This is a genomic window from Streptomyces sp. NPDC024632, from assembly GCF_055559175.1.
Genome location: NZ_JBVHLD010000019.1, coordinates 121,614 through 146,455 on the forward strand (window position 1 = coordinate 121,614; position 24,842 = coordinate 146,455).

The following is a 24,842-nucleotide window of genomic DNA, read 5'->3' on the forward strand; positions in this document are numbered from 1 at the left end:
CGCCAACTTCTCAAGTCCTTCTGAAATACGGCCCGCCGGCGGCCGTCCGCCCAGAGGAGTCCCCGGCTCAGCGGCCGGTCAGGCTGAGCGCGACATCGACGATCGTCGCTGTGTCGATCCCGTGAATCCTGTAGGCGTCTTGGAGGGCGGACGACTGGCCGAACTCGGTGACGCCGAGGTTTTTGGTCCGGTCACCGCGCAGCCCCGCCAGGAAGGCAAGCGTGTGGGGGTGGCCGTCCATGACGGTGAGCACGGGGGCAGGGCTCTCCGAGGGAAAGAGAGCCGAGGCGGTATCGCTCCCCTTGCCTTGCGCGGACCGGAAGATGAGGTCCGGGCTCGTCAGGCACACGATTCCGGCGGTCACACCGAGCCCGGTCAGGGCACCGGCCGCCGCCACGACCTCAGGCATGATCGCTCCCACCCCGACCAGGGTGACCCGCTCGTCGGCGAGGGGATGATCGGTCAGGCGGTAGCCGCCGGCAACGGCATGGCGTCGGCGGCGCTCCAGCAGGAGAGGGTCCTCGGGCAAGCGGGCAAGCGCTTGGTCCACCGGGCGGGTCGAGAGCCGGAAGTACGCCGACGTCCCGCCGGGGACACCCACGTGGTCGATCGCGTCCAGGAAGCACCACTCGAGGTCCTGGGCGAACGCCGGCTCCCACGCGACGCATCCCGGCTGCTGCAAGCCGATCGACGGAGTCGTGATCGACTGGTGCGCTCCTCCCTCGGGAGCGAGGGTGACGCCCGACGGCGTGCCGACGATGATCGACTGACCACCGGCGTAGATGCCGTAGGACCAGGGTTCCAGGGCTCGTGAGAGAAAGGGGTCGTAGATGGTGGCGATCGGGACCAGCCGCTCGGCCCACCGCGACCAGGTCGAACCGAGCTCGCTGAGCAGGCTCACCAGGTTGACCTCGGCGATACCGAGCTCGATGTGCTGACCACCGGCGCCCTCGGACCATTTGAGAACCCGTTCGGGGTCATCGGCGAACCAGTCCGGTCGGTCCGCGACCGACCAGACCCCCGTCTTGTTGATCCAGCCGCCGAGGTTGGTCGAGGACGCGACGTCCGGACTACAGGTCACCACGCGGCGCGCCACTTCCGGTGCCTCGCGGGTCAGATCGGTGAGAAAACGACCCAGAGCCGCCTGGGTCGAGATCGGAGCGCGGTGCTTCCGGGACAAGGTGGCGGGAACGGCATCGGGCCGAGGATTCGTGACAGCGGCGCGCCGCCGCAGGGCGTGCCCGCGCTCCGCGCACAGCGTCGCCGCGAAGGACCCGTCCTGGAACCGTCGCCACGGGTCGGCCGGGTTCGCGCCGACCGACTCGGCGAGCGCCTCCATCTGGACGTCGGTGAGCAAGGCAGAGTGGTTGTTCGGATGCCCTTCCGTAGGCAGGCCGCGCCCCTTCACCGTGTAGGCGAAGACGACCGTCGGCCGATCCGGATCCACGTGGGCGAAGGTGTCGAGCAACAGGCCGATGTCGTGCCCGCCCAGGTCCCGCAGGGCCACCGCGAGATGGTCGGAGGGTACCGACCGCAGCAGCTCGCGCAGCGCTTCGGACCCGTCGTCGCCGACGATCCGGTCGGCGATCTGCTCGGCGTCGACACGCAGGAGGCGCTGGTACTCCTCGTTGGGCATCGTCTCCAGCCGCGTACGCAGGTCGTCCCCTCCGGGACGGTCGAAGAGCGCGCTGACCTTCCGCCCCCACTTGAGCGTGATCACCTGCCACCCGGCTGCCTCGAACATGCCCATGAGGCGGTGGATCTGGACGTCGGGCACGATGCGGTCGAGCGACTGGCGGTTCAGGTCGACGACCCACAGCAATTCGCCCATCTTCGCGGTGGAGGGGTCCGCGACGGCCTCCCAGACCGCGCCCTCGTCGAGCTCGGCGTCCCCGAGAAGGCTGATGAAGCGGCCTGCCTCGGGCGTGGAGTCGAAGTGCGAGGTCAGATAGCGGTGGGACATGGCCGCCCAGAGCGCGGCAGTCGCCCCGATGCCGACCGAGCCGGTGGAGAAATCCACGGTGTCGGGATCCTTGAGCCGACTGGGGTAGGACTGCAACCCGCCCTTGGAGCGAAGTGTCGTGAGGTACTTGGCGTCAAGGTCGCCGATGAGGTAATTGATCGCGTGGAGTACGGGGGACGCGTGCGGTTTGACCGACACCCGGTCGTTCCGGGTCAGCTCGGCGAACCAGAGCGAGACCATGATGTCGACCATCGAGGCGCTGGACGATTGATGGCCCCCGACCTTGACGCCACTGGCGTTGGGACGGCCGCGGTTCGCCGCGTCGACGATCGACGTGGCGATCCAGAGCACCTTGCGGGCGATCTCTCGCAGCACCTCCTCCGCGGGAGCCGTCGATGCCACGGAAGAGGAGGTCACGGTCATCGGATTGCCTCGCAGACATGCGGTGGACGCGCGCGGTGTACGCGCCGCGACGGGGTGGGATGACACGGACGACGACGTCCGGGGCGCGCCGGACCGCCCGGCCGCGGTGCGGCCCACGTACTGCCGGCCGTCACGGCGCAGAGGACTCCGACCGGGGCGGTCACCGCGGAGAGGCTTCCGACCGGGGCCGTCACCGCGGAGAGGCTTCCGACCGGGGAGCGACCCGCATCTGCGACGCGAGGTGGGTCGCGGGTCCGCCGGGCCCGTCCGCCCAGAGGAAGGTGGCCGCCACCGGCTCGGTCACGGGCGGCATCGACATGAGGAACGTCGTTCCGCCCGCGTAGGTCATCGGCGTCGAGAAGTCCCCGTGGAAGTCTGCCCACCGGCCGCTCGTCGTGAAGGACGCGATGAGACCCGATGCCTCCGCCCGTACGTCGATCGTCGCCTCGTCGCTCATCCGGAACCGCCCGACGTACGGCGTGACGTCGATGTCCGCGTCGACCGGGCCCGGCGTGGTCGGCAGGCCGACGCCGACCAGCTCCCGCAACAGCTCGGACACCAGCTCGTCACCCATGCCCTGGATGTCACCGCTCGCCATGACGCAGACGGCGACGCCGTGGTCGGGCGCCAGGACCAGCCGGGACTGCTGACCGCAGGTGCTCCCGATGTGGCCGACGATCCGCGGCTCGAGACGCTCGATCGACCATCCCCAGCCCCACGCGGGACCCCGGCTCGGATCCGGCTGCGCGATGTGGGGCTCCCGCATGGTCCGCGCGGTCCGCGGACTCATGAGTCGCGCGCCCGAAGGCGCCAGACCGTCCTCGAGGTGGTGCCTGGCGAACGCCAGGAGGTCGGCCGGGGTTGCCGCCAGCGTCCCCCCGCACGGCCCCGACGTCCGTGGGTCGAGCCAGGTCGAGACCGGCGTGAGATCGTACGACCCCGGCGCCGCCGGTACGTGGCCGACCACGAGCGGTCTCGTCATGGTCTCCTCGGGAAGCGTCGAGGTGCTGCCGAGCCCCAACGGTTCGATGAGGCGCGTCCGCAACACCTCGTCCCAGGTCGATCCGGTCACGCACTCGATGAGCCGGCCCAGCACGTTGTACCCGGAGTTGGAGTAGGAGAACACCGCTCCCGGCCGGTGCAGCTGAGCCAGGCCGCTGTAGCTCTCAACGATCTTCTCGACGGCGTCGTCGCTCCGGACGTCCGGCTCGGCGGCATCGCCGAAGAACCCGCCGGAGTGCGTGAGCAGTTGTCCGACGGTGACGGTGCGCGCCACCTCCTCGTCCTCCAACCGCAGCGGCGGCGTCAGGTAGTGATTCACCGGCGAGGACAGGTCGACCAGCCCCTCGTCCACGAGCTGGAGGACGAGCGTCGCGGTCCACACCTTGGTGATGGAGGCGAGCAGGAACACCGAGTCCGTCGTCACCGGAACGGTCGTACCCAGCTTCGCGATCCCGGTGGCGACGACCGTGGTCCTCCCGTCGACCAGCACGCCGGCCGCCGCCCCCGGGACGCCGTACCGATTCGCGAGATCGTCCAGGCGCTCTTGGAACTCCCGTCGGTCCACCCTTGGTGTCGTCATATCGGACAGTGTGCCGGGCCGCTGCCCTGGATTCGTTGTCCGGCCGTACGAAGAGCGCCGCTTGTCTTCGGAGCCACTCACCAATCACGCCGTCGGAGCGGCGAGGAGGATTTCGGCCATGCCCAACACCCCCTACCTGCACGTCGACCTGGATCGGCTCGACCGGAACATCCGGCGAGTCGCACAGTGGGCCGCGACGAACGACCTCGCGCTCCGCCCGCACGCCAAGTCCCACAAGTCGCCCCGGATCGCCCGGCGCCAGATCGCGGCCGGCGCCGTCGGACTGACGGTGGCGACGATCGGTGAGGCGGAAGTCTTCGCGGACAGCGGCGTGACCGACTTCTTCATCGCCTACCCCCTGCACATCGACGGCCAGGCGGCCGGCCGGCTCGGCGCTCTGGCGGACAGGGCCCGCATCGCGATCGGCGTGGACTCGGCCGAGGGCGCCGCCCGGGCGGGTCACCTGGTCGGCCGCCTCGGCGTGGAGGTGGTCATCGAAGTGGACTGCGGTCACCACCGCAGTGGTTGCCGCCCCTCGGACGCGGGCCTGGTCGCGACCGCCGCCGCGCTCTCTGGCGCGAAGGTCGCGGGGGTCTTCACGTTTCCGGGACACAGCTACGCCACGAACGCCGGGGCGACGGCCGCCGCAGACGAGGCACGAGCGCTCTCGGTCGCGCGCGCGGCCGTGGAGGACGCCGGGATCGAGGTCGCGGTGGTCAGCGGCGGATCGACGCCGAGCCTGGCCGACACCCGGCCCGAGGCGGTCACCGAGGTGCGCCCCGGGGTCTACGTCTTCGGGGACGCGCAGCAGTGGGAGCTGGGGACGACGCATCCCGATGACGTCGCGCTGACCTGTCGTGCGACGGTCGTCAGCCACGCCGGAGGCCGTGCGGTCCTGGACTCCGGCAGCAAGGTGCTCGCCGCCGACAAGGCTGCCTTCAACACCGGAGGAGGACGTCTGCTCGACCACCCGGACGCCCGGATCGTCCTCGTCTCCGAGCACCACGCCGTCGTGGACCTGGGCGGCGCCCCGTTGCCTCCGCTGGGGAGCCAGGTCGCGGTGGTGCCCAACCACTGCTGCGCGGCCGTCAACCTGGCCGAGCGGCTATGGATCGACGAGGGAGGCGGCCTGCGCCCCTGGGCCGTCGCCGCGCGAGGGCGCAACAGCTAGCAGACTTCCCGCGCCGCGGGTCCTTGTGTGGTGAACCCGCACCAATCCCCGCCCGAGGTTCGGTCTCATTCACGAAACGAGGCCGCCGGGGGAGTGACAGTTTGATCGCCCGAGGCACCTTGACGGCCTCGTCGTCGATCGCCAATCCGCGAAGGAGAACGCGCTGTGTCCATCGAGGACTTCGCCCGCCACCCGCTCACCTTCGGCCCCAGTCCGGTGCACCCGCTCCCACGTCTGAGCGCCCACCTCGGCGGTGCCTCGATCTGGATGAAGCGGGAGGACTGCAACTCCGGGCTGGCCTACGGCGGTAACAAGACCCGCAAACTGGAGTACCTCATCCCCGACGTGCTGGCCCAAGGGGCCGACACGCTGGTGTCGATCGGGGGCCACCAGTCCAACCACACCCGGCAGGTCGCCGCGGTCGCCGCCCACCTCGGGCTGGAGTGCGTCCTGGTCCAGGAGAACTGGGTGCCTTCCTGGACCGATCCGCTGAGCACCGAAGTCGGCAACATCCTGCTCAGCCGGGTGATGGGAGCAGAGGTACGGCTCGGCCCCGCCGGTTTCGACATCGGCTTCCGTGACTCGTGGCGGCAGGCCCTCGACGACGTGGAGAAGCGCGGCGGCAAGCCCTACGGCATCCCCGCCGGCGCGTCCGACCACCGCCTCGGCGGTCTCGGCTTCGCCAACTGGGCGTACGAGGTGGCCCGGCAGGAGCAGGAGCTCGACACCTTCTTCGACACCGTCGTGGTCTGCACCGTCACCGGTTCGACGCACGCGGGCATGATCGCGGGATTCGCGGCACTCGAAGACGCGGGCGGCCGACCCCGCCGGGTCATCGGCATCGACGCCTCGGCCACCCTCGACAAGACGGTCGACCAGGTCGGTCGGATCGCCCGGAACACCGCGGATCTCATCGGGCTGAGGCGTGACCTGCGGGACGACGAGATCACCGTGCTCCCGGGCTGGGCCGGAGACGAGTACGGGGTCCCGGTGCGGTCGACCCTCGACGCGATCCGCCTCACCGGCAAGACGGAGGGGATCATCATCGACCCCGTCTACGAAGGCAAGTCGATGGCGGGCCTCATCGACCTGATCCGCGACGGCGACATCCCGAAGGACTCGAACGTGCTGTACGCGCATCTCGGCGGCCAGCAGGCACTGAACGCGTACGCCAAGGCGTTCTGATGCCCGCGCTGAGGGGGAGCACGAGAGAGGTCCGAGCCCTGTGGAACTGCCGGATCCCGATGCGCGACGGCGTCGAGCTGGCCGCCGACATCATGGTCCCGGCCGGTGACGGCCCGTTCCCGGCCGTGGTGACACGAACCCCGTACAACCGCAAGCCGGGAATCTGGATGCGGCGGCTCGTCGCCGCCGGTTACGCCTACGTCATGATCGACATGCGCGGACGCGGCGACTCCGGCGGTGACTTCCAGCCCTTCGTCCAGGACAGCGACGACGGCTACGACAGCATCGAGTGGGTCGCCGAGCAGACCTGGTGCACGGGCCGGGTCGGCATGGTCGGGCTCAGCTACGAAGGTCTCACCCAGTGGTGGACCGCTCGGGCCCGGCCGCCGCACCTGCGGTGCATCGCGCCGATGGCCATTGGAGTCGCCGGCCTCGGCCCGCGGCCGAGCTTCAACACCGGTGTCCCGCACCTCTACTGGAGCTGGTGGTTCCACCAGGTGACCGGACGTACCCAACAGCACTACGGCGCTCCCTCGTGGGGGCACAACATCAGGCACCTGCCACTGCGCACCCTCCACGAGCAGGTCGGCACCGGTGGACGGTGGTGGCCGAAGTACGTGGACGGGGAGATCGACTACCTCGGCGAGGCGTTCGTGCTCAGCGACGACGACTGGGCGAACCTCGACCTGCCCGTGCTCGTCACGGTCGGCTGGTGGGACGACCAGACCACGATGGCGACGTGGGCCCGGCTGGCGCGGTCGCCCGCGGGCGCCAGGGCCCAGCTCCTGATCGGAGCCTGGGACCACGGAGGGAACCGGTCGCCGAGCCCGGTGCTGGGAGGACTGGATGTCTCCTCGTCGGTCATGGACACCGTCGGACACGTCGAGCGCTTCCTCGCACGGCACCTCAGGGACGACGACGAACCCGCTGATGCCCACCCGTGCCGGGTCTTCCGGACCGGGACGATGCGGTGGGAAGACCTGGACGAGTGGCCGTCCGCCGCGGTCGAGCCGACGAGTTGGTACCTGGCCAGCGGCGGCGACGCCCGCACACTGAGCGGAAACGGCCGGCTCACGCGGACTCCGGAGAAAGCCGCCCGCGACACGTACGTCTTCGACCCGGAGAACCCGGCCAGGGACTTCACCAACCTCGACCTGTTCGCCTGGAGCGACCCGCCCCACGACCATCGCTACCTGCTGCGCCGCCCCGATGTCCTCGTCTACCCGGGTCCGGCCCTGGACGAGCCCGTCCACGTGAGCGGCCAGGCCGAGCTGGACGTCTTCGTCTCGCTGGACGCGCCCGACGCGGACCTGAGCGTCCTGCTGCTCGACGTCCATCCCGACGGCCGGATGATGCTCGTCGGCAGCGAGCTCGGGTCGTGCGGGCTACAGCGGATCTCGATGCGGTCCGGGCCCGGCTCACCGCCCGTCAGCCCCGGGGAGATCGTCGGGCTGCGTATCCCGCTGGTCTGGCTCCACCACACCTTCCTGCCGGGGCACCGCATCGCGCTCGCGGTGACCGCGGGCGCGTTCCCCGCCTTCTCACGCAACCTCGGCACCGGGGAGCCCTGGGCCGACGCCGTGGAATCACGCGTGGTAAGCGTGACCGTTCACCACGGCCCGGAGCACCCCTCGCGGCTCGTCCTGCCCGTCGAGAACAGCGGGGGAGCGGTATGAGGTTCACCGATGTCTCCCGTGTGCGCTCCCGCTTCGACGTACGGGTCGAGGCGAGCGACGGGGTCGACCTGTCCGTCGACGTCTACATGCCGCCCACCCCCGGTGATCACCCGGTCCTCGTCACCCGCACGCCCTACGACAACAACCGCGCGGACCAGAAGCCTCCTGCGAGCACGGCGCCGCAGGTCCCCTCGGACCGCTTCAAGCTCCTTGCCGCGCGCGGATACATCGTGGTCGCGGGTGACGTACGGGGCCGGGGTGACTCGGACGGGGATTTCGAGCCGTTCCTCCACGAGGCCGCAGACGGCGCCGACATCGTCACGTGGGCCCGTGACCTTCCCGGGTCCAACGGCCGCCTCGGCTGCTTCGGCGCGGGCTACGCCGGGTTCGCGGCGCTCGCCGCCGCGTCGGCCGCTCCGGTGGACGCGCTCGCCGTGTGGTCCCCGTTCGCCGCGGCCGAGGGCCTGCCGTCGCGGGGCGGTGCCGTGCGACTGGACTGGTTGTTCTGGATGCACCTCGTCGGTGGCCGGGTACGAGGGCCCGTCGACGCGCCGCCCTGGAAGTCGGTCTTCAGCAGCAGGCCGCTGGCCGGCATGCACGAAGCGCTGGGCAGACCGGACGCGCCGTGGCCCGACTGGCTCGCCCACCTCGACCCCCAGGACCCGTACTGGAGCAGCCTGGCTGTGGGCGGCGGGACGAATGCGAGCGCGCCGACCCTCCTGGTCTCCGGCCGGTGGGACAGCGGGCTGGGCGCCACGATGGCGCACTGGGAGACCGTCTCCTCCGCCGGAGGGGAGCACTCGCTGGTCATCGGCCCGTGGGACTCAGCCGGAACCCGGAGACCGGTGAGCGTCGTCGGCGGGGTCGAATGGGGGCCCCGTTCCGTCGTCGACCCCGACGAATTGCTCCTCGAGTGGTTCGACCACCACCTGCGGGACGACCCGTCGTCCTGGGCTCCCGCCCCCGTGCGCGTCTTCGTCACGGGCCGCAACGCCTGGGAAGACCTCGACCATTGGCCGGTGGCCGACGAGGTCGAGACCTTGTGGCTGACCTCCGAAGGGCGGGCGAACACCCGGATCGGGGACGGACGACTGACGCGCGACGCGACACCCCGCGAGGCGGCCGATCACTTCGTCCACGATCCCGGGAATCCCGTTCCGTGGCAGCCGGATCACGGGTCCTTCTCACGGACCGGCCCAGCGGGATTCACCCTTGAGACATCGTTCGCGACCAGCCGCGACGACACGCTCACGTACACGGCGGCGACCGTCGACGTTCCCACACTCGTCCGGGGCACGCCGGTGGTCCATCTGTTCGCCGGGACCGATCGCGATGACGCGGACTGGATGGTGTCCCTCGAGGACGTCTTCCCGGGCGAGACGAGAACGGTTCACCTGGCGCACGGGGTCGTGCGCGCGGGATCGGTGCCCGCGTTCCGGACAGGTGTGCCGGTCGGCTACAGGATCGCGATGACGGACGTGGCGCACGAGCTCCAGCCGGGGCACGCCCTGCGCCTCGTGGTGACCTCCAGTCTCTTCCCGCTCTACGCGATCAACCTCGGCTCCGCCGACTACCTCGGTGCGACGGAGGCCGAACGCGGTACGCACTCCGTCTTCCACGGGCCCCGCCTGCCCAGCAGGATCGAGCTCCCCCTCCACCGAATGGAGAACCATGACCAGGCTCCGTGACCTCGGCATCGAGATCGGGATTCTTCCCTCAGGACCCCGCAACGCCATCAGCGACGTCTCCGGCGTCACCGTCGGTCACGCCACCGTCATCCGCGACGACCACGTCATCGCCCGTACCGGCGTGACCGTGATCCGTCCACGGCCGGGACACGTCAGAACACATCCGTTGTTCGCGGGCTGCGCCACGCTCAACGGCAACGGTGAGATGACAGGTCTCGAGTGGGTTCGCGAGAGCGGTCTGCTCACGACCGACCTGGCCCTCACGGGCACCCACAGCGTCGGCGTCGTCAGGGACAGCCTGGTCGCGATCGAAACGGCGCACGACACCTTCCGCAACGCCTTCTCCCTGCCGGTGGTGGGCGAGACCGCGGACCTCGCCTTCAACAGCGGGAACGCCCAGTTCGTCACCGGCGAACACGTCCGAGCGGCCTACGAGTCGGCGTCCGCCGACGTCGAGGAGGGGAGTGTCGGAGGGGGAACCGGCATGGTCTGCCACGGGTTCAAGGGCGGGATCGGAACGGCGTCGCGTCGTCTCGACGCGTCCGCGGGCGGCTGGACCGTGGGCGTGCTCGTCCAGGCGAACCACGGGACCCGCCCCGATTTCAGGGTCGACGGCCGGCCCGTGGGCCGTGACGCGCGCCTGGCACACGTCCCGCTGCCGGCCCGGACCCAGCCGGGCGGAGACCCGCCCATGCCGCCCGGCTCGGGTTCGATCATCGTGATCGTGGCGACGGACGCTCCGCTGCTGCCCGGCCAGTGCCGTCGGCTGGCGACCAGGGCGAGCATCGGCATCGGCCGGGTCGGCGGCGGCATCCAGGACTCGAGCGGTGACATCATGCTCGCCTTCTCCACGGCGCCGCAGAACGTGCCCACCGAGGGCTACGCGGGCGGTCACCCGCTGGTGGCGCCCCATTCCGCGGTTCCGCACCAAGCCTTGGACGACCTGTTCCGCGCCGTCGTCGAGGCCACCGAGGAGTCGATCATCAACGCGATGCTCGCCGCTCCCACGATGACCGGTGCGCGCGGTTTCACGGCGTACGGGCTCGAGCCGGACGCACTCCTCGCGGCCTTCTCATCGGCGACCTGAGGCAAGCCGCCCCCGGTCCGGCTGGCAACCACCCGGTGAACGGCCGGGTCAGACCAAGGAAGAAGGGACGGTCCCATGGCCGGTTCTGTCTACATCAGCGTGGACATGGAGGGAGTCGCGGGTGTTTCGCGGCTGCACAACACCGTCCCCGGGCACCGGACCTACGCACGCGGCCAGGAGCTCATGACCGAGGAGGCCAACGCCGCTGTGGCGGGGGCGTTCGACGCGGGAGCCACCCACGTGGTGGTGGCGGACAGCCACGGGCCGATGGACAACATCCTGCCCGCCCTGCTGGACCCGCGTGCACGTCTCGTCAACGGCAGCCCCCGTACCTGCGGCATGGTGCACGGCCTGCACGGCGACTTCGACGCGGCCCTCTTCATCGGCTACCACGCGGCGGCGGGAGCGCCCGGAGTGCTCTCACACACGTTCACCGGATTCTGGTCGGAACTCCGGCTCAACGGTCGGGCCGCGTCCGAGGCAGACGTCAACGCCCTCTACGCCGGCCGGTTCGGAGTCCCGGTGAAGCTCATCACCGGAGACGACCGGACCTGTTCGGCCGGTCTCGCCGGAGTCGAGGCGGTCCACCGCGTCGAGGTCAAGCGCTACCTCTCCTACAACTCGGCCGACGCCCTCTCCCCGGCCACCGCCAGGGCGCACATCCGGGAAGGCGCGGCGCGAGCCGTGGCGGATTCGTCGATCCGGCCGCCGGTCGTCCCTCACGACCTGGTGGTGGAGATCGACCTGAAGCTGTCGACGAGCGCTGATCTCGTCGCCATGATTCCGACGGCCGAGCGCTCGTCGGAGTACACCGTGCGGATCCGGTGCGCCACCGTCGACGAGATCTACGACTTCGTCAGCGTCGCCGGAGCACTGGCCGCGCACGTGGTCGCCACTCAGGCGACCGCTTCGCCGTGACGCGGCGAATCACTCAACGGCGGGGTTCATCAGACGCATCTGGAGCATCAACGCGAATCTCTCGTCCGGGTTCTCCAGGTCGATCTTCCCGACCTCGCTGAGCCGCTTGAGCCGGTAGCGGAACGTGTTGTGGTGCACACCGGCCGAGGCCGCGGCGGCGTGGATGTCGCCGAAGGCGTTCAGCCAGCACTTGAGAGTTGCCAGGAGGCTGCCGTTGCGCCGCTCGTCGTACTCGAGGATCAGGCTCAACGGGCCGGTCACCGGGTCATGGCGTGCCAAGGACAAGTCCTGGAGCTCCAGCACCAGCGCGTCTATGTGCACCTCTGACATCGTGGCCGCGGTGCCCGCCGTCCCTCGCGTACGCAGTACGCGCAGCGCACGGTCGGCCCGCGTCCGCGACTCGTTCAAGCGGATCGGGTCGCTGATCGCGGTGCCGATGCCGATGACGGCCGGCACCCGCGTCCCCGTCCGCTTCAGGAAGTCGGCCGCGAGCCGCTTGGCGCGCTGCTCGTTCTGGTCGGCGTCCCCGGTGAGCGATACCAGCCCGTACGACACGTCGCCGAGCAGGGCCGTCGCCGACCGCGGCGCGACCGAGGTGAGGTGCATCGCGAACGCGTCCGCCAACTGCTGACGCTCCCTCGCCTGCCGGGAAGGATCGGTCTGTCCGTCGCCGTGGTTGACGATGTCCATGGCGACGACATTGACGGTCTTCCCGAGCAGCCCGAGGCGGCCGAGCGCGTGCGCGGCTTTGGGCCCGCCTTCGAGGGCGGTGGCCACCAGGTCGGAGCGCAGGCGGTGGTCGACGTCGGCTCCGGCTCGTCGGCGCAGCAGGTGGAGGGCGACGAGCTTCGCGGCGTCGGCCAGGGCCTGCGACCGCTCGGTGGACGGCGGTCCGGTGACCGCCGCCCAGATCGATCCCAGGATCTCGTCACCGGCACGCACCGCGATGGCCAGGCGCGGGATCTCGTTCTCGCTGATCTTGGAGGCCTCGATGTACAGCGGCTCCTCCGTTTGGTAGAGGGCCTTGAACACCCCCCGGTCCTCGTCCTCGCGGAGGTAGACCTCGGGCACCTGGCGGTCGAGGATGGTCCGGATGCGAGCGGCGTCGGCCTCGTCCTGCCGTCCCGAGAACGCCAGCACGCGGTACCGGCGGTCCTCGATGGTGACCGGCGCGTCGATCAGTGCCGCCACGGCGTTGGCGAGGGCGAAGAGGTCGCCCGCGGCGACACCGCCCAGGGTGCTCGTCACCTCGTCCCCGACATCGTCCTGGGCCACGATGGTCCGGAGCATGTCCGCGAGCTGAAGCCAGTCCGCGTTCTCCGCCAGCGCGAGCAGGGCGACGCCCGCGTCGCGGGCGGCGTTGAGCACCTCTGGCTCGCGGTCCACGGGCGCCCGCACGATCAGGGCCGCGGCGCTCTGTGTCCCGAGAACGCGCAGCAGCTCCGCGATGTCGGACGCGCCGTACACCCCGATGCCGAGGACCAGCGCCTTGGGCAGGAGCGTGTGGTTCTGTCCGTGGTCGTGGACGACGACGGCCCCGACCTGCTCGTGGGCACTCACGTCGGCGACGACCACGTCGAGGAACGTACCGCCGAGGTCGTTGAGGATCCTCGACAAGCTCGCACGCTGCGGTTTGGACGTCTCGCTCATATCCGCCGGAGTCTACGGGACGCTCCGCCACGCGTCTTGGGAAGAACGAACGAACGCGCGGCCTCCGTTCGTTGACCGAAACCGAGGCGTGGCCGGGCCGTTGTGCGCCTTCGTTACATTGAACGATTCCAGGCGGAAAATTGGGCGGATCGTCACCAGGTCCGCGCCGTTCGACGGCCATAGCCTCATCCAAACCCGTGAGCCTGATCACACGGGCGGCACACAACCGGCTGGGGGCTGGACCTCTGGCCCGAGGAGGACGGGTCATGAAGCGTAAACGGTCCATCAGACTCGTGGCGGTCAGCGCCACCGTTGTCTGCTTGGCAGCGCTACTGGCTGCCTGCAACGGCGCCGAGAAGCCGGGAGCGACCGGCGGCAGGGCGGACCTCCTGCGGTGGGGCATCGTCGCGGACAGCCTCGACAGCATCGACCCGCTCACGCTGACCTCGGGCAACAACCTTCTCGCCACGGTCTACGACGCCCTGCTCACCGCCGACCCGAAGGGCCAGCTGGCCCCGGGGCTCGCGGAGTCGTGGGACACCCCGGACCCGCGCACGTACATCTTCCACCTGCGCAAGGGCGTCACGTTCTGGGACGGCACCGAGATGACGTCCGCTGACGTGGTCGCCTCGCTGGACTACGAGCGCCTGGCGCCGTCCCCGTACGAGTCGCTGTTCGCGAACGTGAAGGACGTGACCGCCAGGGACGCGAACACCGTCGTCGTCACGCTCAAGCAGGCTGATTCCAGCGTCCTGTCGCTCCTCGCCAGCGTGGGAGCGAGCATCTTCCAGAAGAAGTTCTACGACGAGCACAAGGCCGACTTCGGCAAGCCGGGCACGCTGACCATGGCGACCGGGCCGTACCGGCTCGACCGGCTGAACCCGACCGAAGGCGCGGACCTCACCGCCAACCCGGACTGGTGGGGAGGCAAGCCGGCGATCCAGAGGGTGTCGGTCAAGCCCTTCAAGACCGTGACGAGCGCCGCGCTCGCCTACCGGTCCGGCCAGCTCGACGCCGCGTACCCGCTCGCGGACCCGCGGGCCTTCGCCGCCAGCTCCAAGGCGAAACTGGTGAAGGTCCCCGGGTGCAAGCAGACGTTCATGTCACTGAACACCCAGGTCGCCCCGTGGGACGACGTGCACGTCCGGCGCGCCTTCGCCTACGCGTTGGACCGCAAGGGCCTCGCCGCCGCCGAAGGCGACGGCGCCGTCACCTACGACAGCCTGTTCCCGGCCCAGGTCCTGGCCAAGGTGGCCGACAAGGCGGACATCGACACCATGATCGGCTCGCTCCCGCCCTACGCGTTCGATGTGTCCAAGGCGAAGGAAGAGATCGCGAAGTCGAGCCACCCGGGCAGCGTCAAGGGAACCTTCGAGGTTCCCGACGACGGAATCCGCCCCAAGATCGCTCAGGCCATCGCCGGAATGGTGGCGAAGGCCGGCATCGAGCTGGACGTCAAGGTCCTCTCCGAGGCCCAGTACACCCAGCGCGTCGGCGAGGGAGCGGCCAAGAAGAAGATCCAGCTCACGATCCAGCGACTGGACTGCTCGGAGGAGCCGAACACCACGGCCAGCTACCTCCTCGACAGCTCGCAGGCGGACATCGCCTACGCGAACTACGCCGCGTACAGCAATCCGGAGGCCGACAAGCTGGTCAACGCGGGGATCTCCACGGCCGACCGGGCGGGACGGTTCCAGGCGTACTCCGCCCTGGACAAGCTCGCCGCGCAGGACGTTCCCTACATCCCGCTCTACCTCGGTGAGAACGTCCTGGCGCTGTCGGACACCTTCACGTGGCCCGAGCTGAACCCGTTCTCCTCGGCCTACGGTCCGGCCGCGTGGGTGGCGCAGGTCAAGCCCGCGTCGTGACGGTGCCACGCGGCCGCGGTGACGCCGGCCGCGTGGGCCGCGAGCCCCAACGAGAAAAAGGCAACGATGCAAACACGAGCAATTTTCTTCCTAGTGCTGAGTCGGGTCCTGGTGTGCGCCGCGATGCTGGTCCTGATCTCGTTCGTCATCTTCTCTCTGCTGTACATCACGCCCGGCGACGCCGTGAGCAATCTGCTCGGCACCCGCAGGCGGACTCCTGAGACAGAGGAACTGCTCCGGCAGCAGTACCACCTGAACGACCCGTTCCTCACCCAGTACTGGATCTGGTTGAAGGACGCCGTCCGGTTCGATTTCGGAAACTCGTCGGTCTCGACGCTTCCGGTCACGGACGAGATCAAGGCGCGGCTGCCGAATTCCCTGCTCCTCGCGGGCGTGGCCTATCTGCTGACCATGCTCATCGGAATCCCCCTGGGGCTGGCCGCGGCGGTGAAGAAGTCGACGTTCGTCGACCGCGGGATCGTGGCGTCGGTGATCGTCGGATTCAGCACACCGGTCTTCGTGGGCGCCGTGGCCCTGCTCTACGTGTTCGGGGTCCTTTTCGGATGGTTCCCGGTCTTCGGGGCCGGAAGCGGCTTCGTCGACAAACTGTGGCACCTGACCCTTCCGGCGCTCGCGCTCGCGATCTCCGGCGTCGCGCTCATCGTCAAACACACGCGGGCCGTGATGATCAAGGTGCTCGACCAGGACTACGTGACCTTCGCCCGGGCACGCGGGATGTCGTCCCGCCGGGTGTTCCTGTTCTACGCGCTGCGCAACGGCATGATCCCCGTGATCACGGTCAGCGTGCCCCTGCTCGCGTCCTTGGCCACCGGAGCGGTCCTCGTCGAGGTCACCTTCTCGATCCCGGGGATCGGCGACCTGCTCGTGCGGTCCGCGTCGAGCCAGGACCTCCCCACACTCCAGGCCATCGCGCTGCTGGTGGCCGCGCTGATCATGTTCGCGAACCTGGCGGCAGACATGCTCTACCTGGCCGCGGATCCACGCATCAGGCACGGAAGGCCGACCGCATGAGTGCCGCAGTCCCGCAGCTCGAAGATCCCGCCAGGCCCACGCGTCGCTCGGCGCGCCCGTCCTGGACCGTACTGGCCTGCCTGGTGATCGTGGTCGGGGTCGTCGTCATGACCGTCCTCGGATCGGTCCTGGCCCCCCAGGACCCCGGCGCCCAGAACGTCTCGGACGTCCTCGCCTCGCCCAGCGCCGGGCACTGGCTCGGCACGGACGAACTCGGCCGGGACGTCTTCTCCAGACTGATCGCCGGAACACGCACCGCGTTCATCGGCCCGCTGGTCATCACCGTCGGCTCCATGCTGATCGGCAACCTGCTGGGTCTGTGGAGCGGGTACAAGAGAGGTGCCGTCGACGCGGTCGTCATGCGCTGGGTCGACTTCATGTGGGCGCTCCCCGGACTTCTCGTCATCGTGGTTGTCGCCGGTGCGTTCGGCGGCGGCTATTGGATGGCGGTGGCGCTCCTTCTCGTGCTGACGATCCCCTTCGACACACGCGTCATCCGAGGCGCGACACTGGAACAGGCGCTCCTGCCCTACGTCGAAGCCGCGCGTGCGCTGGGCCTGTCGAACCGACGGATCATGCTCTTCCACATCTGGCCCAACGTCTCCGCGACCGCCGTCGCCAACGCGTTCCTGACCTTCGCCGGCGCCATCGTGACGCTCTCAGGACTGTCGTTCCTCGGATTCGGGGTCGACGCCGGTTCGCCGGACTGGGGTCTCATGCTCAAGGACGGAACCAGCCTGCTCTTCGAGAACCCCGCGGCGGCGCTCGGGCCCGGCGTCATGATCGTGGCGACGGCGATCTCGATGAACATCATCGGCGACTGGATGTACGAGGCGCTCTCGAGTCGTGGAGGAAGCAAGTGATGGCCCCCGAACAGTCGGACCGCATGACGCGAGGGATGACCTCGGACACGGTCCTGAAAGTGCGCGCCCTCGGCGTTGACGCGGTCGGTCCCGACGGCACCCACCCGATCGTGACGTCGTTCGGACTCGACCTGTCCGCGGGAGAGACGATCGGGATCGTGGGCGAGTCAGGAAGCGGCAAGACCATGACCGCCCGCGCCATCATGGGTCTCCTGCCCGGATCGCTCGTCGCGCGCGGCGAGGTCGAGTACGACGGCCGCAATCTGCTGGAGCTGTCGGAACGCGAGTGGAGTCACGTCAGAGGACGGGAAATCGGGCTCGTACTCCAGGACCCGTTCACGATGCTCAACCCCGTGTTCCGCTGCGGGCGCATCATCGAGGAGTCGTTGATCTGGGAGGGCCGTCGGCGCCCGCCGCGATCCGAACGCAGGGCGGAGGTCAACCGCCGGCTCGCCGAGGTCGGACTCACCGACCCCTCGGTAGCGGATCGGTACCCGTTCCAGCTCTCCGGAGGCATGCGTCAGCGCGTCGCTGTGGCCGCGTCGCTCGCCCGCGACCCGAAGATCCTGATCGCGGACGAACCGACGACGGCTCTGGACGTCACGACCCAGAAGGAGATGCTCACCCTCCTGCGCGGTGTCCAGAAGTCGCGCGGAATGAGCGTCGTACTGATCACGCACGATCTGCGGGTGGCCTTCGCGATGTGCGACCGCGTCTACGTGATGTACGGCGGATCGCTCATCGAGGTCGCGCCCGGCTCCGACCTGGAGGCCAAGCCGCTGCACCCCTATACCCAGGGCCTGTTGCTGGCCGAACCGTCGGTCGACCGTCGGGTCGCCGAACTCCCCTCCATCCCGGGGTCGGTCCCCAAGGCCCGGGAGACCACGGGCTGCTGTGCCTTCGCCACCCGGTGCGAGTGGGTCACGGACCAGTGCCGCCAGGGACCGCCGCCACTGATCGAGGTCGCCGACCTGCGGTATTCGGCCTGTGTCCGCCTGCCGGAGATCAGTTCCGACATGGCGGCGAAGCGGGCCAGGATCGACGTCGTGGAGGCTCCGGTGCGAGACGTACGGGCGGAGCGGCCGCTGATCGACATCCGGGACCTGCGCAAGGAGTTCCGCGTCGGGCAGCGCACCGTCCACGCGCTCGCCGGGGTGTCGCTACAGGTGAACCAGGGGGAGAGCGTCGCCGTCGTCGGGGAGTCCGGTTCCGGCAAGACCACCCTCGCTCGCACGCTGCTGGGACTCGAGCGGTGCACCAGCGGCGACATCATGATCGACGGCATTCCCGCGCACGACTGGTCGCGGCTGAGCGCGGCGGATCTCCGTCGCCTTCGCGGAACCGTGCAGATGGTCTTCCAGGACCCCTACGCGAGCCTCAACCCGATGCGGAGCATCGGCTCGGCACTGTCCGAGGCGATCAGGTCGCACGAGAGCGCCACCAAGCACGCTTCGGGCGCGGTGGCCGACCTGTTGAAGACGGTCGGTCTTCCGGCCTCGTACGCGCAACGCAGGCCGTCGGCCCTCTCCGGCGGAGAGCGTCAGCGCGTCGCGATCGCCAGGGCCCTAGCCGTCAACCCACGGCTCCTGGTCTGCGACGAACCCGTCTCCGCCCTGGACGTCTCGGTGCGAGCCCAGATCATCAACCTCTTCGCGACGCTCCAGCGCGAACGCGGAGTCGGTTTCGTCTTCATCACGCACGACCTCTCGATGCTGCGGCAGATCACCGAGCGCGTCTGCATCATGTACCGCGGACGGCTCGTCGAATCCGGTCCGGTGGACCAGATCCTGGACCATCCGACCGATCCGTACACGATCAAACTGCTGCGGTCGATCCCTCGGTCGGACGCCGACTGGATCGACGCACCCGTGTCGACCGAGGTCTGACCGACCGATACGCGCGCGATCCGCGGCGAAATCCGCCGGTTCGCCGCGGCGCGCCGCGCCCGGCCCGTCTGTCCGGGCCGACATGATCATCCGGCTTTCTGGTCCGAATGAACGAACAACGCGTCCGGAAGCCTTGGCAAAGTCCCTCCTTGAGCAACTGACGCACACGAGTGGAAGGGCTGCCGATAGTGGTGAATGGCGAGCATTGCGTGGTCGTTGGCGCCGGCGCCGCCGGCTTGTGGACGGCTTGGGCGCTGACCGAGGTCGGAATGCGCGTGACGGTGCTCGACGCCGGTGCCGCGGCGGCCGGCGCGTCCTGGGGCAACGCGGGCTGGATATGCCCCGCCCAAGCCGGGCCGGTGCCCGAGCCCGGCATCATCATGCACGGCCTCAAGGACCTGACCCGGCGTGATTCCGCGCTCCACTTCTCGCCCGCGGCCCTCCTGCGCCTCGGACCCTGGATCGCGACGTTCGCGCGCTACTGCAACGACCGGTCGTACTCCGACGGGCTGGCGGCGTTGTCCACGCTCGGGTACCCGTCCTTCAAGCTCATCGAACGGCTCGGCCTCGACGAGCACTTCGACAAGACCGGTCTCCTGACCGTCTCCAAGAACCCCGCGGACATCGAGCACTTCATCGAGAAGATCGCGCCGCTGGCCAAGTTCGGGCAGGGAGCCACGACAGAGGTCCTGACGGGCAGCGCGGTCCAGGACCTGGACCCCACGGTGCCACGAGGCCAGGCGGCAGCGTTGATCGGCAACCACTGGCAGATCGTTCCCCACGCCTACATGGCGGCGCTGATCGAGAAGGTGGTCGCCGCAGGTGTCGAGATCCGCGAGCACGAGCCCGTCGAGCACCTCCACGCGCAAGGCGGACGGGCGCGAGCGGTGCGCACGAACCGCGGTACGTACGAGGCCGACCACGTGGTTCTCGCGGCGGGAGTGAACACCACCGCGCTGGCACGCTCGATCGGCCATCCCCTTCCGGTGATCGGCGGCAAGGGCTACAGCTTCGACGTCCGGCCGGGGCGGATGCCGAGGCAGGCGATCCAGACCCTCGACACGCACCTGGCGATCTCGCCGATGGGCGGCACCCTGCGCGTCGCCGGGGCGATGGACTTCACCAACTCACCGACCCGCATCCCCCCACGGCGCGTCAGGGCGATGCGGCGCTCGGCTCAGGCCCTCCTCGGGCCGTGGACCGACGAGTCGGCCGCCTGGTCGGGCCTGCGCCCCGTGGCTCCTGACGGCCTCCCCATGATCGGCAGGCTCGCGCCGGACTCGAACGTGTTCGTCGCCACCGGGTACCAGATGCTCGGCATGACGATCTCACCGGCCGCCGGAGTGCACCTCGCAGAGGCGATCGCCTCGGGGGACGACGGTCGTACCGGGCCGTTCTCGGCGCAGCGGTTCGCCCGCGGGAAGACGCGCAAGACGATGAGGGCCCAGGAGGGGAGTCGGGATGCGTAGTGATCTGGTGGTGCGCGGCGGCCTTGTCGCCGACGGCACCGGCGCACCGCTCAGACGCGCGGACGTACTGGTCCGGGGTGACCGGATCGTTCTCGTCGGCGAGGTCCCCGACACCGACGTGCCCGAGGTGGACGCCGCCGGCGCGTTGGTCGCGCCCGGCTTCATCAACGTGCTCAGCCAGGCCTACGAGTCGCTCCAGCGTGACCCCCGAGGTCTCTCCGACCTCTACCAGGGCGTCACGACCGAGGTGTTCGGCGAAGGCTACTCGCTCGGCCCCGTGGAGGGCCGGATGCGCGCCATCGCCAAGGACTACGCCGAGCGGACCCACGTCCGGCATGAATGGCCGCGGATCAACGACTTCCTGAACCACATGGCCGACGCGGGCGTCGGACCGAATGTCGCGAGCTTCGTCGGGGCGGACAACCTCCGCATGGCCTTCGCCGGTCAGCAAGACCGTCCGCTGACGCCTGACGAGCTGGCCGCCGCCCGCCGGCTCCTCGACGAAGAACTGGCGGACGGCGCGCTGGGTCTGGGCTCTGCTCTCATCTACGCCCCGGGCATGTACGCCTCGACCGACGAGCTGACCGCCTTCGCGGAAGTGCTCGCCGAGCACGACGCGCTCTACATCTCGCACATCCGCAACGAGTCCGACTCCCTGCTCGAAAGCCTGGACGAGCTCATCGGGATCGCCGAGAGGTCGGGAGCGCGGGCCGAGGTCTACCACCTGAAGGCGGCAGGCCGGGACAACTGGCCCCTGATGGCCTCCGCGATCCAGCGCATCGAGGAAGCCAGGGCCGGCGGCCTCGCCGTCACGGCCAACGTCTATCCGTACGAGGCGGGCGCTACCGGCCTGGACGCGTGCATCCCCCCACGATTCCACGACGGCGGCCCGGACGCTTTGCGCGGCAAGCTCGCGCATGAGGACTTCCGCGAAACGGTCAAGGAGGCCATCCGGGCCCCGGGCGCCGACTGGGACAACTGCTACAAGAGCGCGGGCGGCGCTGACGGAATCCTGCTCCTGGGCGGCAACACCTCCGAGTGGAACGGCATGACACTCGCGCAGGTAGCGACGCGGCGCGGTGACGCGGATCCGCTCGACACGCTTCTGGACATCGTCGTGGCGGACTCGCAGATGATCATCGCGCTGTTCGAGATGACGGAGGAGAACGTCCGTCTCGCGCTGCGGAGCCCATGGGTCTCGGTCTGTTCCGACGCCGAAGCGTGGACGGCATCTCCGCCGTACACCGACGCCCCGACGCATCCGCGGGCCTACGGGTCCTTCGCCCGCGTTCTCGGTCCGTACGTCAGGGACGGCGTCCTGCGGATCGAGGACGCCGTCCGACGGATGACGAGCCTGCCCGCGCGGACGCTGCGTCTCACCGACCGCGGCGTCATCCGCGAGGGCGCCTTCGCGGATCTCGCGATCTTCGAGCCCGACAGGGTCCGGGACCTCGCCACCTACTCCCACCCACACCAGTACGCCGACGGGATGCGGCACGTGATCATCAACGGCGTCGTCGCGTTCCGCGGGGGAAAGCCGACCGACGAGCTCGGCGGGCGCGCGCTACGACGCGGGACCCGGCCGACGACGAGCGGCTTCCGAGCCCGGTGAACCCGTCGACGAACGACGAAGGAGAGCGATGACAACGCCGTTCAGCGGCATACTCGCGGCAGTGGTGACCCCTTTTCGCGCTGACGGTTCGACCGTCGACGCCGGGGGAGTCCGTCGCCAGGTCGAGCACATCGTCGGTGCGGGCGTGCACGGCGTGGTGCCCTTGGGCAGCACCGGCGAATTCACGACGCTCAGCAACGCGGAGCGGAAGGAGGTCGCCGACCTCTACCTGAAGGCTGTGGACGGTCGGGTGCCCGTCGTCGTGGGCACCGGAGCGTTGACCACCGGCGAGACGATCGACCTCACCCGGCACGCGGCTGACGCCGGTGCGACGGCGGTCATGATCGTGCCCCCCTACTACGGCGCTCTCGGCTGGGAGGAGGTCGTGGCGCACTACGGGGCCGTCTCCGACGCGGTGGACATCGACATCATGTTCTACAACCTGCCGGACGCCACGGGACTGGACATCTCGGCCGGGCGGTTGGCCGAGCTCGCTCGGAGCACCCGCGTGACGTCGTTCAAGGACACCGGGGGTGACGCGGTGAAGTTCGCCACGGTCCTTCACCACTACGCGGACGTCATCCAGCCGCTCAACGGCTACGACACCCTCACGTTCTCCGGCATCGCCGCCGGCGCGCGGGCGGGAGTCTGGGGAGCGGCGAGCGTCATCCCTCAACTGTGCGCGGATTTCTACGAGACCCTCGCGGTCCGCGGCGACATCGCCGAGGCACGGGAGCAGTGGACGAAGATCTTTCCGATCTGCGAATTCCTCGAGGCGCACCCGTACGCAAGCGCGATCAAGACGGGCCTCGACCTGGTCGGCGTCCCCAGCGGACCCCCCCGACTCCCGGCCCTCCCCCTCACCCCCGAGCACGCGACCACCTTCGCCCGGCTCCTGCGCGAAGCCGGGATCGACCTGGCCCGCTGAGGGGTTCTTCACATCGACCTCGCACATCACCACCGGCGTGTTCGTCTCGCACCGCAAACGCCTCGGGCCGGTCACAGGTGCCCGGCGGAGAAGCAGCCGACGCCTCGGATGCGACTGCGCCGGGTCCTGAGCCGGGACCGGCCGAATTCGCTTCGCCATGACGCCACTTCATGCGCTCTTGCATCCGACGGGCTGTCAGGACACGCTTTCCGCGGAGCGCTGTGAACGCCTGTTCAGTGGGAGGTGAGGCCGTCAAGGGAACCGACGTCCTGGGATTCCTCCTGGCCTACAGCGACGCCCAGATCGAACCTGACGAGTGGTTGAACCACCAGATCAAGACCACGCTTGGCAGCTTCCTGGTGATCAAGCAGGTGTGCGTGGCCCGTGACGCGTCGCGGCAGGGCGTCGCGTCACGCCTGTACCACCATGTGCTGGAGCGCTGGACGGCCAACCCGGTGATCGCCGCGGGCCTCGCGGCCACCTTGGCGTTTACCCTCGGTAAAGAGGGCGCTCAGTCACGGGAAGTGGCCCGAGGCGTCGGAGCGGTCATCACGGTGATCGGGTTCGTTTCCGGGCTGGCGTTCGCCGTCATGCTGCGCTATGGACGCCGCTATTTGCAGACCCGCAAGAGCACGGTCGTGGAGCTGGAAGAGCACATGGCGTGGCACGGCGGGCAGCGGATAGTGGGACGCCGGCTGACAGAGCCGGGATCAGGGTGGCTCCAGGCGTCCCCGACCGGTCTCGTGATGGTGCTGCTTCCCGTCTTCGTCTCACTGGGCTGGCTGGCGATGCTGGTGGTCGTGCTGACGAACTGATGCTCCCTCAAATACCCCTCTACGACGGTGCCGTGTGGGGTCAGTGCGGCTTTCGGATGCTGTCGATGATGCGGGTCCAGTTGTCGCTGCCGTGGCCGTTGTCGATGGCGCGGCGGTAGTGGGCCTGGACGGCCAGGGGGAGCGCGGGGTCGAGGCCGAGTGACGTGCTGGTTTCGACGATGTGGTCGGATGTCGCGCCCATCATGGTGACCGTGCTGAGGCCGCCGGGGTGTTCTCCGGCGTCCAGCGCGGTGCCGGGGGTCGCTTCGCCGGCCCTGAGGATGGCGCCGATCGAGTCGGCGGAGGAGAGCAACTCCGGCAGTGCTTCCTTCGCCGTCATTCCCGCGGTGCCCAGCATCGCGGTGGCGTGCATCAGTGCGGACAAGGTGGTGAGGAATACCGTGAGCTGGGCTTGGTACATCATCTGGGCGAGACCCGGATCCACGCCCAGATACTTCGGCGCGCCGAGCAGCGCCAGTGTCGGCCGGTGGCTCTCCATCGCCTCGGTGGGGCCGCTGTAGTAGACGTGGGCCGCGTCCGTGCCGACCATCGGTGCCGGGACCATGACACCACCGGTGAGGAAGGTGGCGCCGTGGGCCGATGCCCAGGATGCCGCTTCGCGTGAGCGGTCAGGGGTGTCGGAGCTCAGGTTGACCAGTGTCCGGCCGGCGAGCGACGCGGTGGCGCTGTCGAGGATGTCGTACATCGCCTGGTAGTCGGTGAGGCTGAGGATCACGAGGTCACTTGCCTCGACCGCCTCGCGGGGTGTCGGTACGAGGACCGCTCCGTCGGCGACGACGCCGTCGGCCCGGCCGGCGGTGCGGTTCCAGACGGTGACCGGGTGGCCGGCGGCGAGGAGGGTACGGGTCATCGCCTGGCCCATCGGGCCGAGTCCGATCACGGTGACATTGCTGTGTTGCCTGGTGGTGCCGTGCTGTTGTTCGTTCACCTCTTCATGCTCGGAGAGGGCCACTAATCTGGGAAGTACCCACTATTTTCTGCGGTACTTACCTTTTAGTAAGGGGA

The 24,842-nt window shown here is 69.4% G+C and carries 18 protein-coding genes; 14 read left to right on the plus strand and 4 right to left on the minus strand.

Annotation, left to right across the window (positions count from 1 at the left end):
* Window positions 1–67: 67 nt before the first annotated feature.
* The gene (locus ACZ37P_RS31690; protein ID WP_467349774.1) at window positions 68–2,386 is read right to left on the minus strand and encodes a transketolase-like TK C-terminal-containing protein; all 2,319 of its coding nucleotides are present in this window, start codon (window positions 2,384–2,386) and stop codon (window positions 68–70) included.
* A gap of 190 nt (window positions 2,387–2,576) precedes the next feature.
* Complete coding sequence (locus tag ACZ37P_RS31695) at window positions 2,577–3,968, minus strand: serine hydrolase domain-containing protein (protein ID WP_467349776.1); 1,392 nt, start codon at window positions 3,966–3,968, stop codon at window positions 2,577–2,579.
* 118 nt (window positions 3,969–4,086) lie between these two features.
* Between ACZ37P_RS31695 and ACZ37P_RS31700 the strand changes: the two genes are divergently transcribed.
* From ACZ37P_RS31700 to ACZ37P_RS31725, 6 genes are all read left to right on the plus strand, one after another.
* Window positions 4,087–5,139, plus strand: a complete 1,053-nt coding sequence (locus ACZ37P_RS31700; protein WP_467349778.1) for an alanine racemase — start codon at window positions 4,087–4,089, stop codon at window positions 5,137–5,139.
* A gap of 165 nt (window positions 5,140–5,304) precedes the next feature.
* Window positions 5,305–6,324, plus strand: coding sequence for a 1-aminocyclopropane-1-carboxylate deaminase (locus ACZ37P_RS31705; protein WP_467349780.1), 1,020 nt, complete (start codon window positions 5,305–5,307; stop codon window positions 6,322–6,324).
* The gene (locus ACZ37P_RS31710; RefSeq protein ID WP_467349781.1) at window positions 6,324–8,000 is read left to right on the plus strand and encodes a CocE/NonD family hydrolase; all 1,677 of its coding nucleotides are present in this window, start codon (window positions 6,324–6,326) and stop codon (window positions 7,998–8,000) included. Before ACZ37P_RS31705 ends, ACZ37P_RS31710 begins: the two co-directional genes overlap by 1 nt.
* A complete protein-coding gene (locus ACZ37P_RS31715; protein WP_467349783.1) occupies window positions 7,997–9,688 on the plus strand; it encodes a CocE/NonD family hydrolase in 1,692 nt (563 codons plus the stop codon). The genes ACZ37P_RS31710 and ACZ37P_RS31715 overlap by 4 nt, the downstream gene beginning before the upstream one ends.
* Entirely contained in the window at window positions 9,672–10,775 is a 1,104-nt protein-coding gene (locus tag ACZ37P_RS31720) for a P1 family peptidase (RefSeq protein WP_355335181.1), read from the plus strand. Before ACZ37P_RS31715 ends, ACZ37P_RS31720 begins: the two co-directional genes overlap by 17 nt.
* Before the next feature lie 75 nt (window positions 10,776–10,850).
* Window positions 10,851–11,693: a M55 family metallopeptidase gene (locus tag ACZ37P_RS31725; RefSeq protein WP_355335179.1), complete on the plus strand. Its 843-nt coding sequence runs from the start codon at window positions 10,851–10,853 to the stop codon at window positions 11,691–11,693.
* A 9-nt stretch (window positions 11,694–11,702) separates the two neighbouring features.
* On the opposite strand, the gene ACZ37P_RS31730 is transcribed toward ACZ37P_RS31725, so the two are convergent.
* The gene (locus tag ACZ37P_RS31730) at window positions 11,703–13,343 is read right to left on the minus strand and encodes a PucR family transcriptional regulator (RefSeq protein ID WP_467349785.1); all 1,641 of its coding nucleotides are present in this window, start codon (window positions 13,341–13,343) and stop codon (window positions 11,703–11,705) included.
* Window positions 13,344–13,663: 320 nt separating this feature from the next.
* Between ACZ37P_RS31730 and ACZ37P_RS31735 the strand changes: the two genes are divergently transcribed.
* From ACZ37P_RS31735 to ACZ37P_RS31770, 8 genes are all read left to right on the plus strand, one after another.
* Window positions 13,664–15,211, plus strand: coding sequence for an ABC transporter substrate-binding protein (locus tag ACZ37P_RS31735; RefSeq protein ID WP_467349787.1), 1,548 nt, complete (start codon window positions 13,664–13,666; stop codon window positions 15,209–15,211).
* 18 nt (window positions 15,212–15,229) lie between these two features.
* On the plus strand, window positions 15,230–16,243 hold the full coding sequence (locus ACZ37P_RS31740) for an ABC transporter permease (protein WP_391048013.1): 1,014 nt from the start codon (window positions 15,230–15,232) through the stop codon (window positions 16,241–16,243).
* Window positions 16,240–17,106, plus strand: coding sequence for an ABC transporter permease (locus ACZ37P_RS31745; protein ID WP_355335169.1), 867 nt, complete (start codon window positions 16,240–16,242; stop codon window positions 17,104–17,106). The genes ACZ37P_RS31740 and ACZ37P_RS31745 overlap by 4 nt, the downstream gene beginning before the upstream one ends.
* A 35-nt stretch (window positions 17,107–17,141) precedes the next feature.
* Entirely contained in the window at window positions 17,142–18,992 is a 1,851-nt protein-coding gene (locus tag ACZ37P_RS31750) for an ABC transporter ATP-binding protein (protein ID WP_355335167.1), read from the plus strand.
* A 209-nt stretch (window positions 18,993–19,201) separates the two neighbouring features.
* Window positions 19,202–20,461 carry an NAD(P)/FAD-dependent oxidoreductase gene (locus ACZ37P_RS31755; RefSeq protein ID WP_467349790.1) on the plus strand — a complete coding sequence of 420 codons (1,260 nt, stop codon included), beginning with the start codon at window positions 19,202–19,204 and terminating at the stop codon, window positions 20,459–20,461.
* Complete coding sequence (locus tag ACZ37P_RS31760; RefSeq protein ID WP_467349792.1) at window positions 20,454–22,073, plus strand: N-acyl-D-amino-acid deacylase family protein; 1,620 nt, start codon at window positions 20,454–20,456, stop codon at window positions 22,071–22,073. Before ACZ37P_RS31755 ends, ACZ37P_RS31760 begins: the two co-directional genes overlap by 8 nt.
* 28 nt (window positions 22,074–22,101) lie before the next feature.
* Window positions 22,102–23,001 carry a dihydrodipicolinate synthase family protein gene (locus ACZ37P_RS31765; RefSeq protein ID WP_355335160.1) on the plus strand — a complete coding sequence of 300 codons (900 nt, stop codon included), beginning with the start codon at window positions 22,102–22,104 and terminating at the stop codon, window positions 22,999–23,001.
* 221 nt (window positions 23,002–23,222) lie between these two features.
* The gene (locus tag ACZ37P_RS31770) at window positions 23,223–23,816 is read left to right on the plus strand and encodes a hypothetical protein (protein ID WP_467349794.1); all 594 of its coding nucleotides are present in this window, start codon (window positions 23,223–23,225) and stop codon (window positions 23,814–23,816) included.
* A gap of 40 nt (window positions 23,817–23,856) precedes the next feature.
* Here ACZ37P_RS31770 and ACZ37P_RS31775 read toward each other — a convergent pair whose 3' ends face one another.
* On the minus strand, window positions 23,857–24,765 hold the full coding sequence (locus tag ACZ37P_RS31775; RefSeq protein ID WP_391162743.1) for an NAD(P)-dependent oxidoreductase: 909 nt from the start codon (window positions 24,763–24,765) through the stop codon (window positions 23,857–23,859).
* Between the last annotated feature and the right edge of the window lie 77 nt (window positions 24,766–24,842).

Coding starts and splice junctions, on each gene's coding strand:
- ACZ37P_RS31760 (WP_467349792.1), top strand. CDS start 20,454: ATGCGTAGTGATCTGGTGGTGCGCGGCGGCCTTGTCGCCGACGGCACC.
- ACZ37P_RS31690 (WP_467349774.1), bottom strand. CDS start 2,386: ATGACCGTGACCTCCTCTTCCGTGGCATCGACGGCTCCCGCGGAGGAG.
- ACZ37P_RS31730 (WP_467349785.1), bottom strand. CDS start 13,343: ATGAGCGAGACGTCCAAACCGCAGCGTGCGAGCTTGTCGAGGATCCTC.
- ACZ37P_RS31695 (WP_467349776.1), bottom strand. CDS start 3,968: ATGACGACACCAAGGGTGGACCGACGGGAGTTCCAAGAGCGCCTGGAC.
- ACZ37P_RS31725 (WP_355335179.1), top strand. CDS start 10,851: ATGGCCGGTTCTGTCTACATCAGCGTGGACATGGAGGGAGTCGCGGGT.
- ACZ37P_RS31715 (WP_467349783.1), top strand. CDS start 7,997: ATGAGGTTCACCGATGTCTCCCGTGTGCGCTCCCGCTTCGACGTACGG.
- ACZ37P_RS31750 (WP_355335167.1), top strand. CDS start 17,142: ATGACCTCGGACACGGTCCTGAAAGTGCGCGCCCTCGGCGTTGACGCG.
- ACZ37P_RS31745 (WP_355335169.1), top strand. CDS start 16,240: ATGAGTGCCGCAGTCCCGCAGCTCGAAGATCCCGCCAGGCCCACGCGT.
- ACZ37P_RS31720 (WP_355335181.1), top strand. CDS start 9,672: ATGACCAGGCTCCGTGACCTCGGCATCGAGATCGGGATTCTTCCCTCA.
- ACZ37P_RS31710 (WP_467349781.1), top strand. CDS start 6,324: ATGCCCGCGCTGAGGGGGAGCACGAGAGAGGTCCGAGCCCTGTGGAAC.
- ACZ37P_RS31700 (WP_467349778.1), top strand. CDS start 4,087: ATGCCCAACACCCCCTACCTGCACGTCGACCTGGATCGGCTCGACCGG.
- ACZ37P_RS31765 (WP_355335160.1), top strand. CDS start 22,102: ATGACAACGCCGTTCAGCGGCATACTCGCGGCAGTGGTGACCCCTTTT.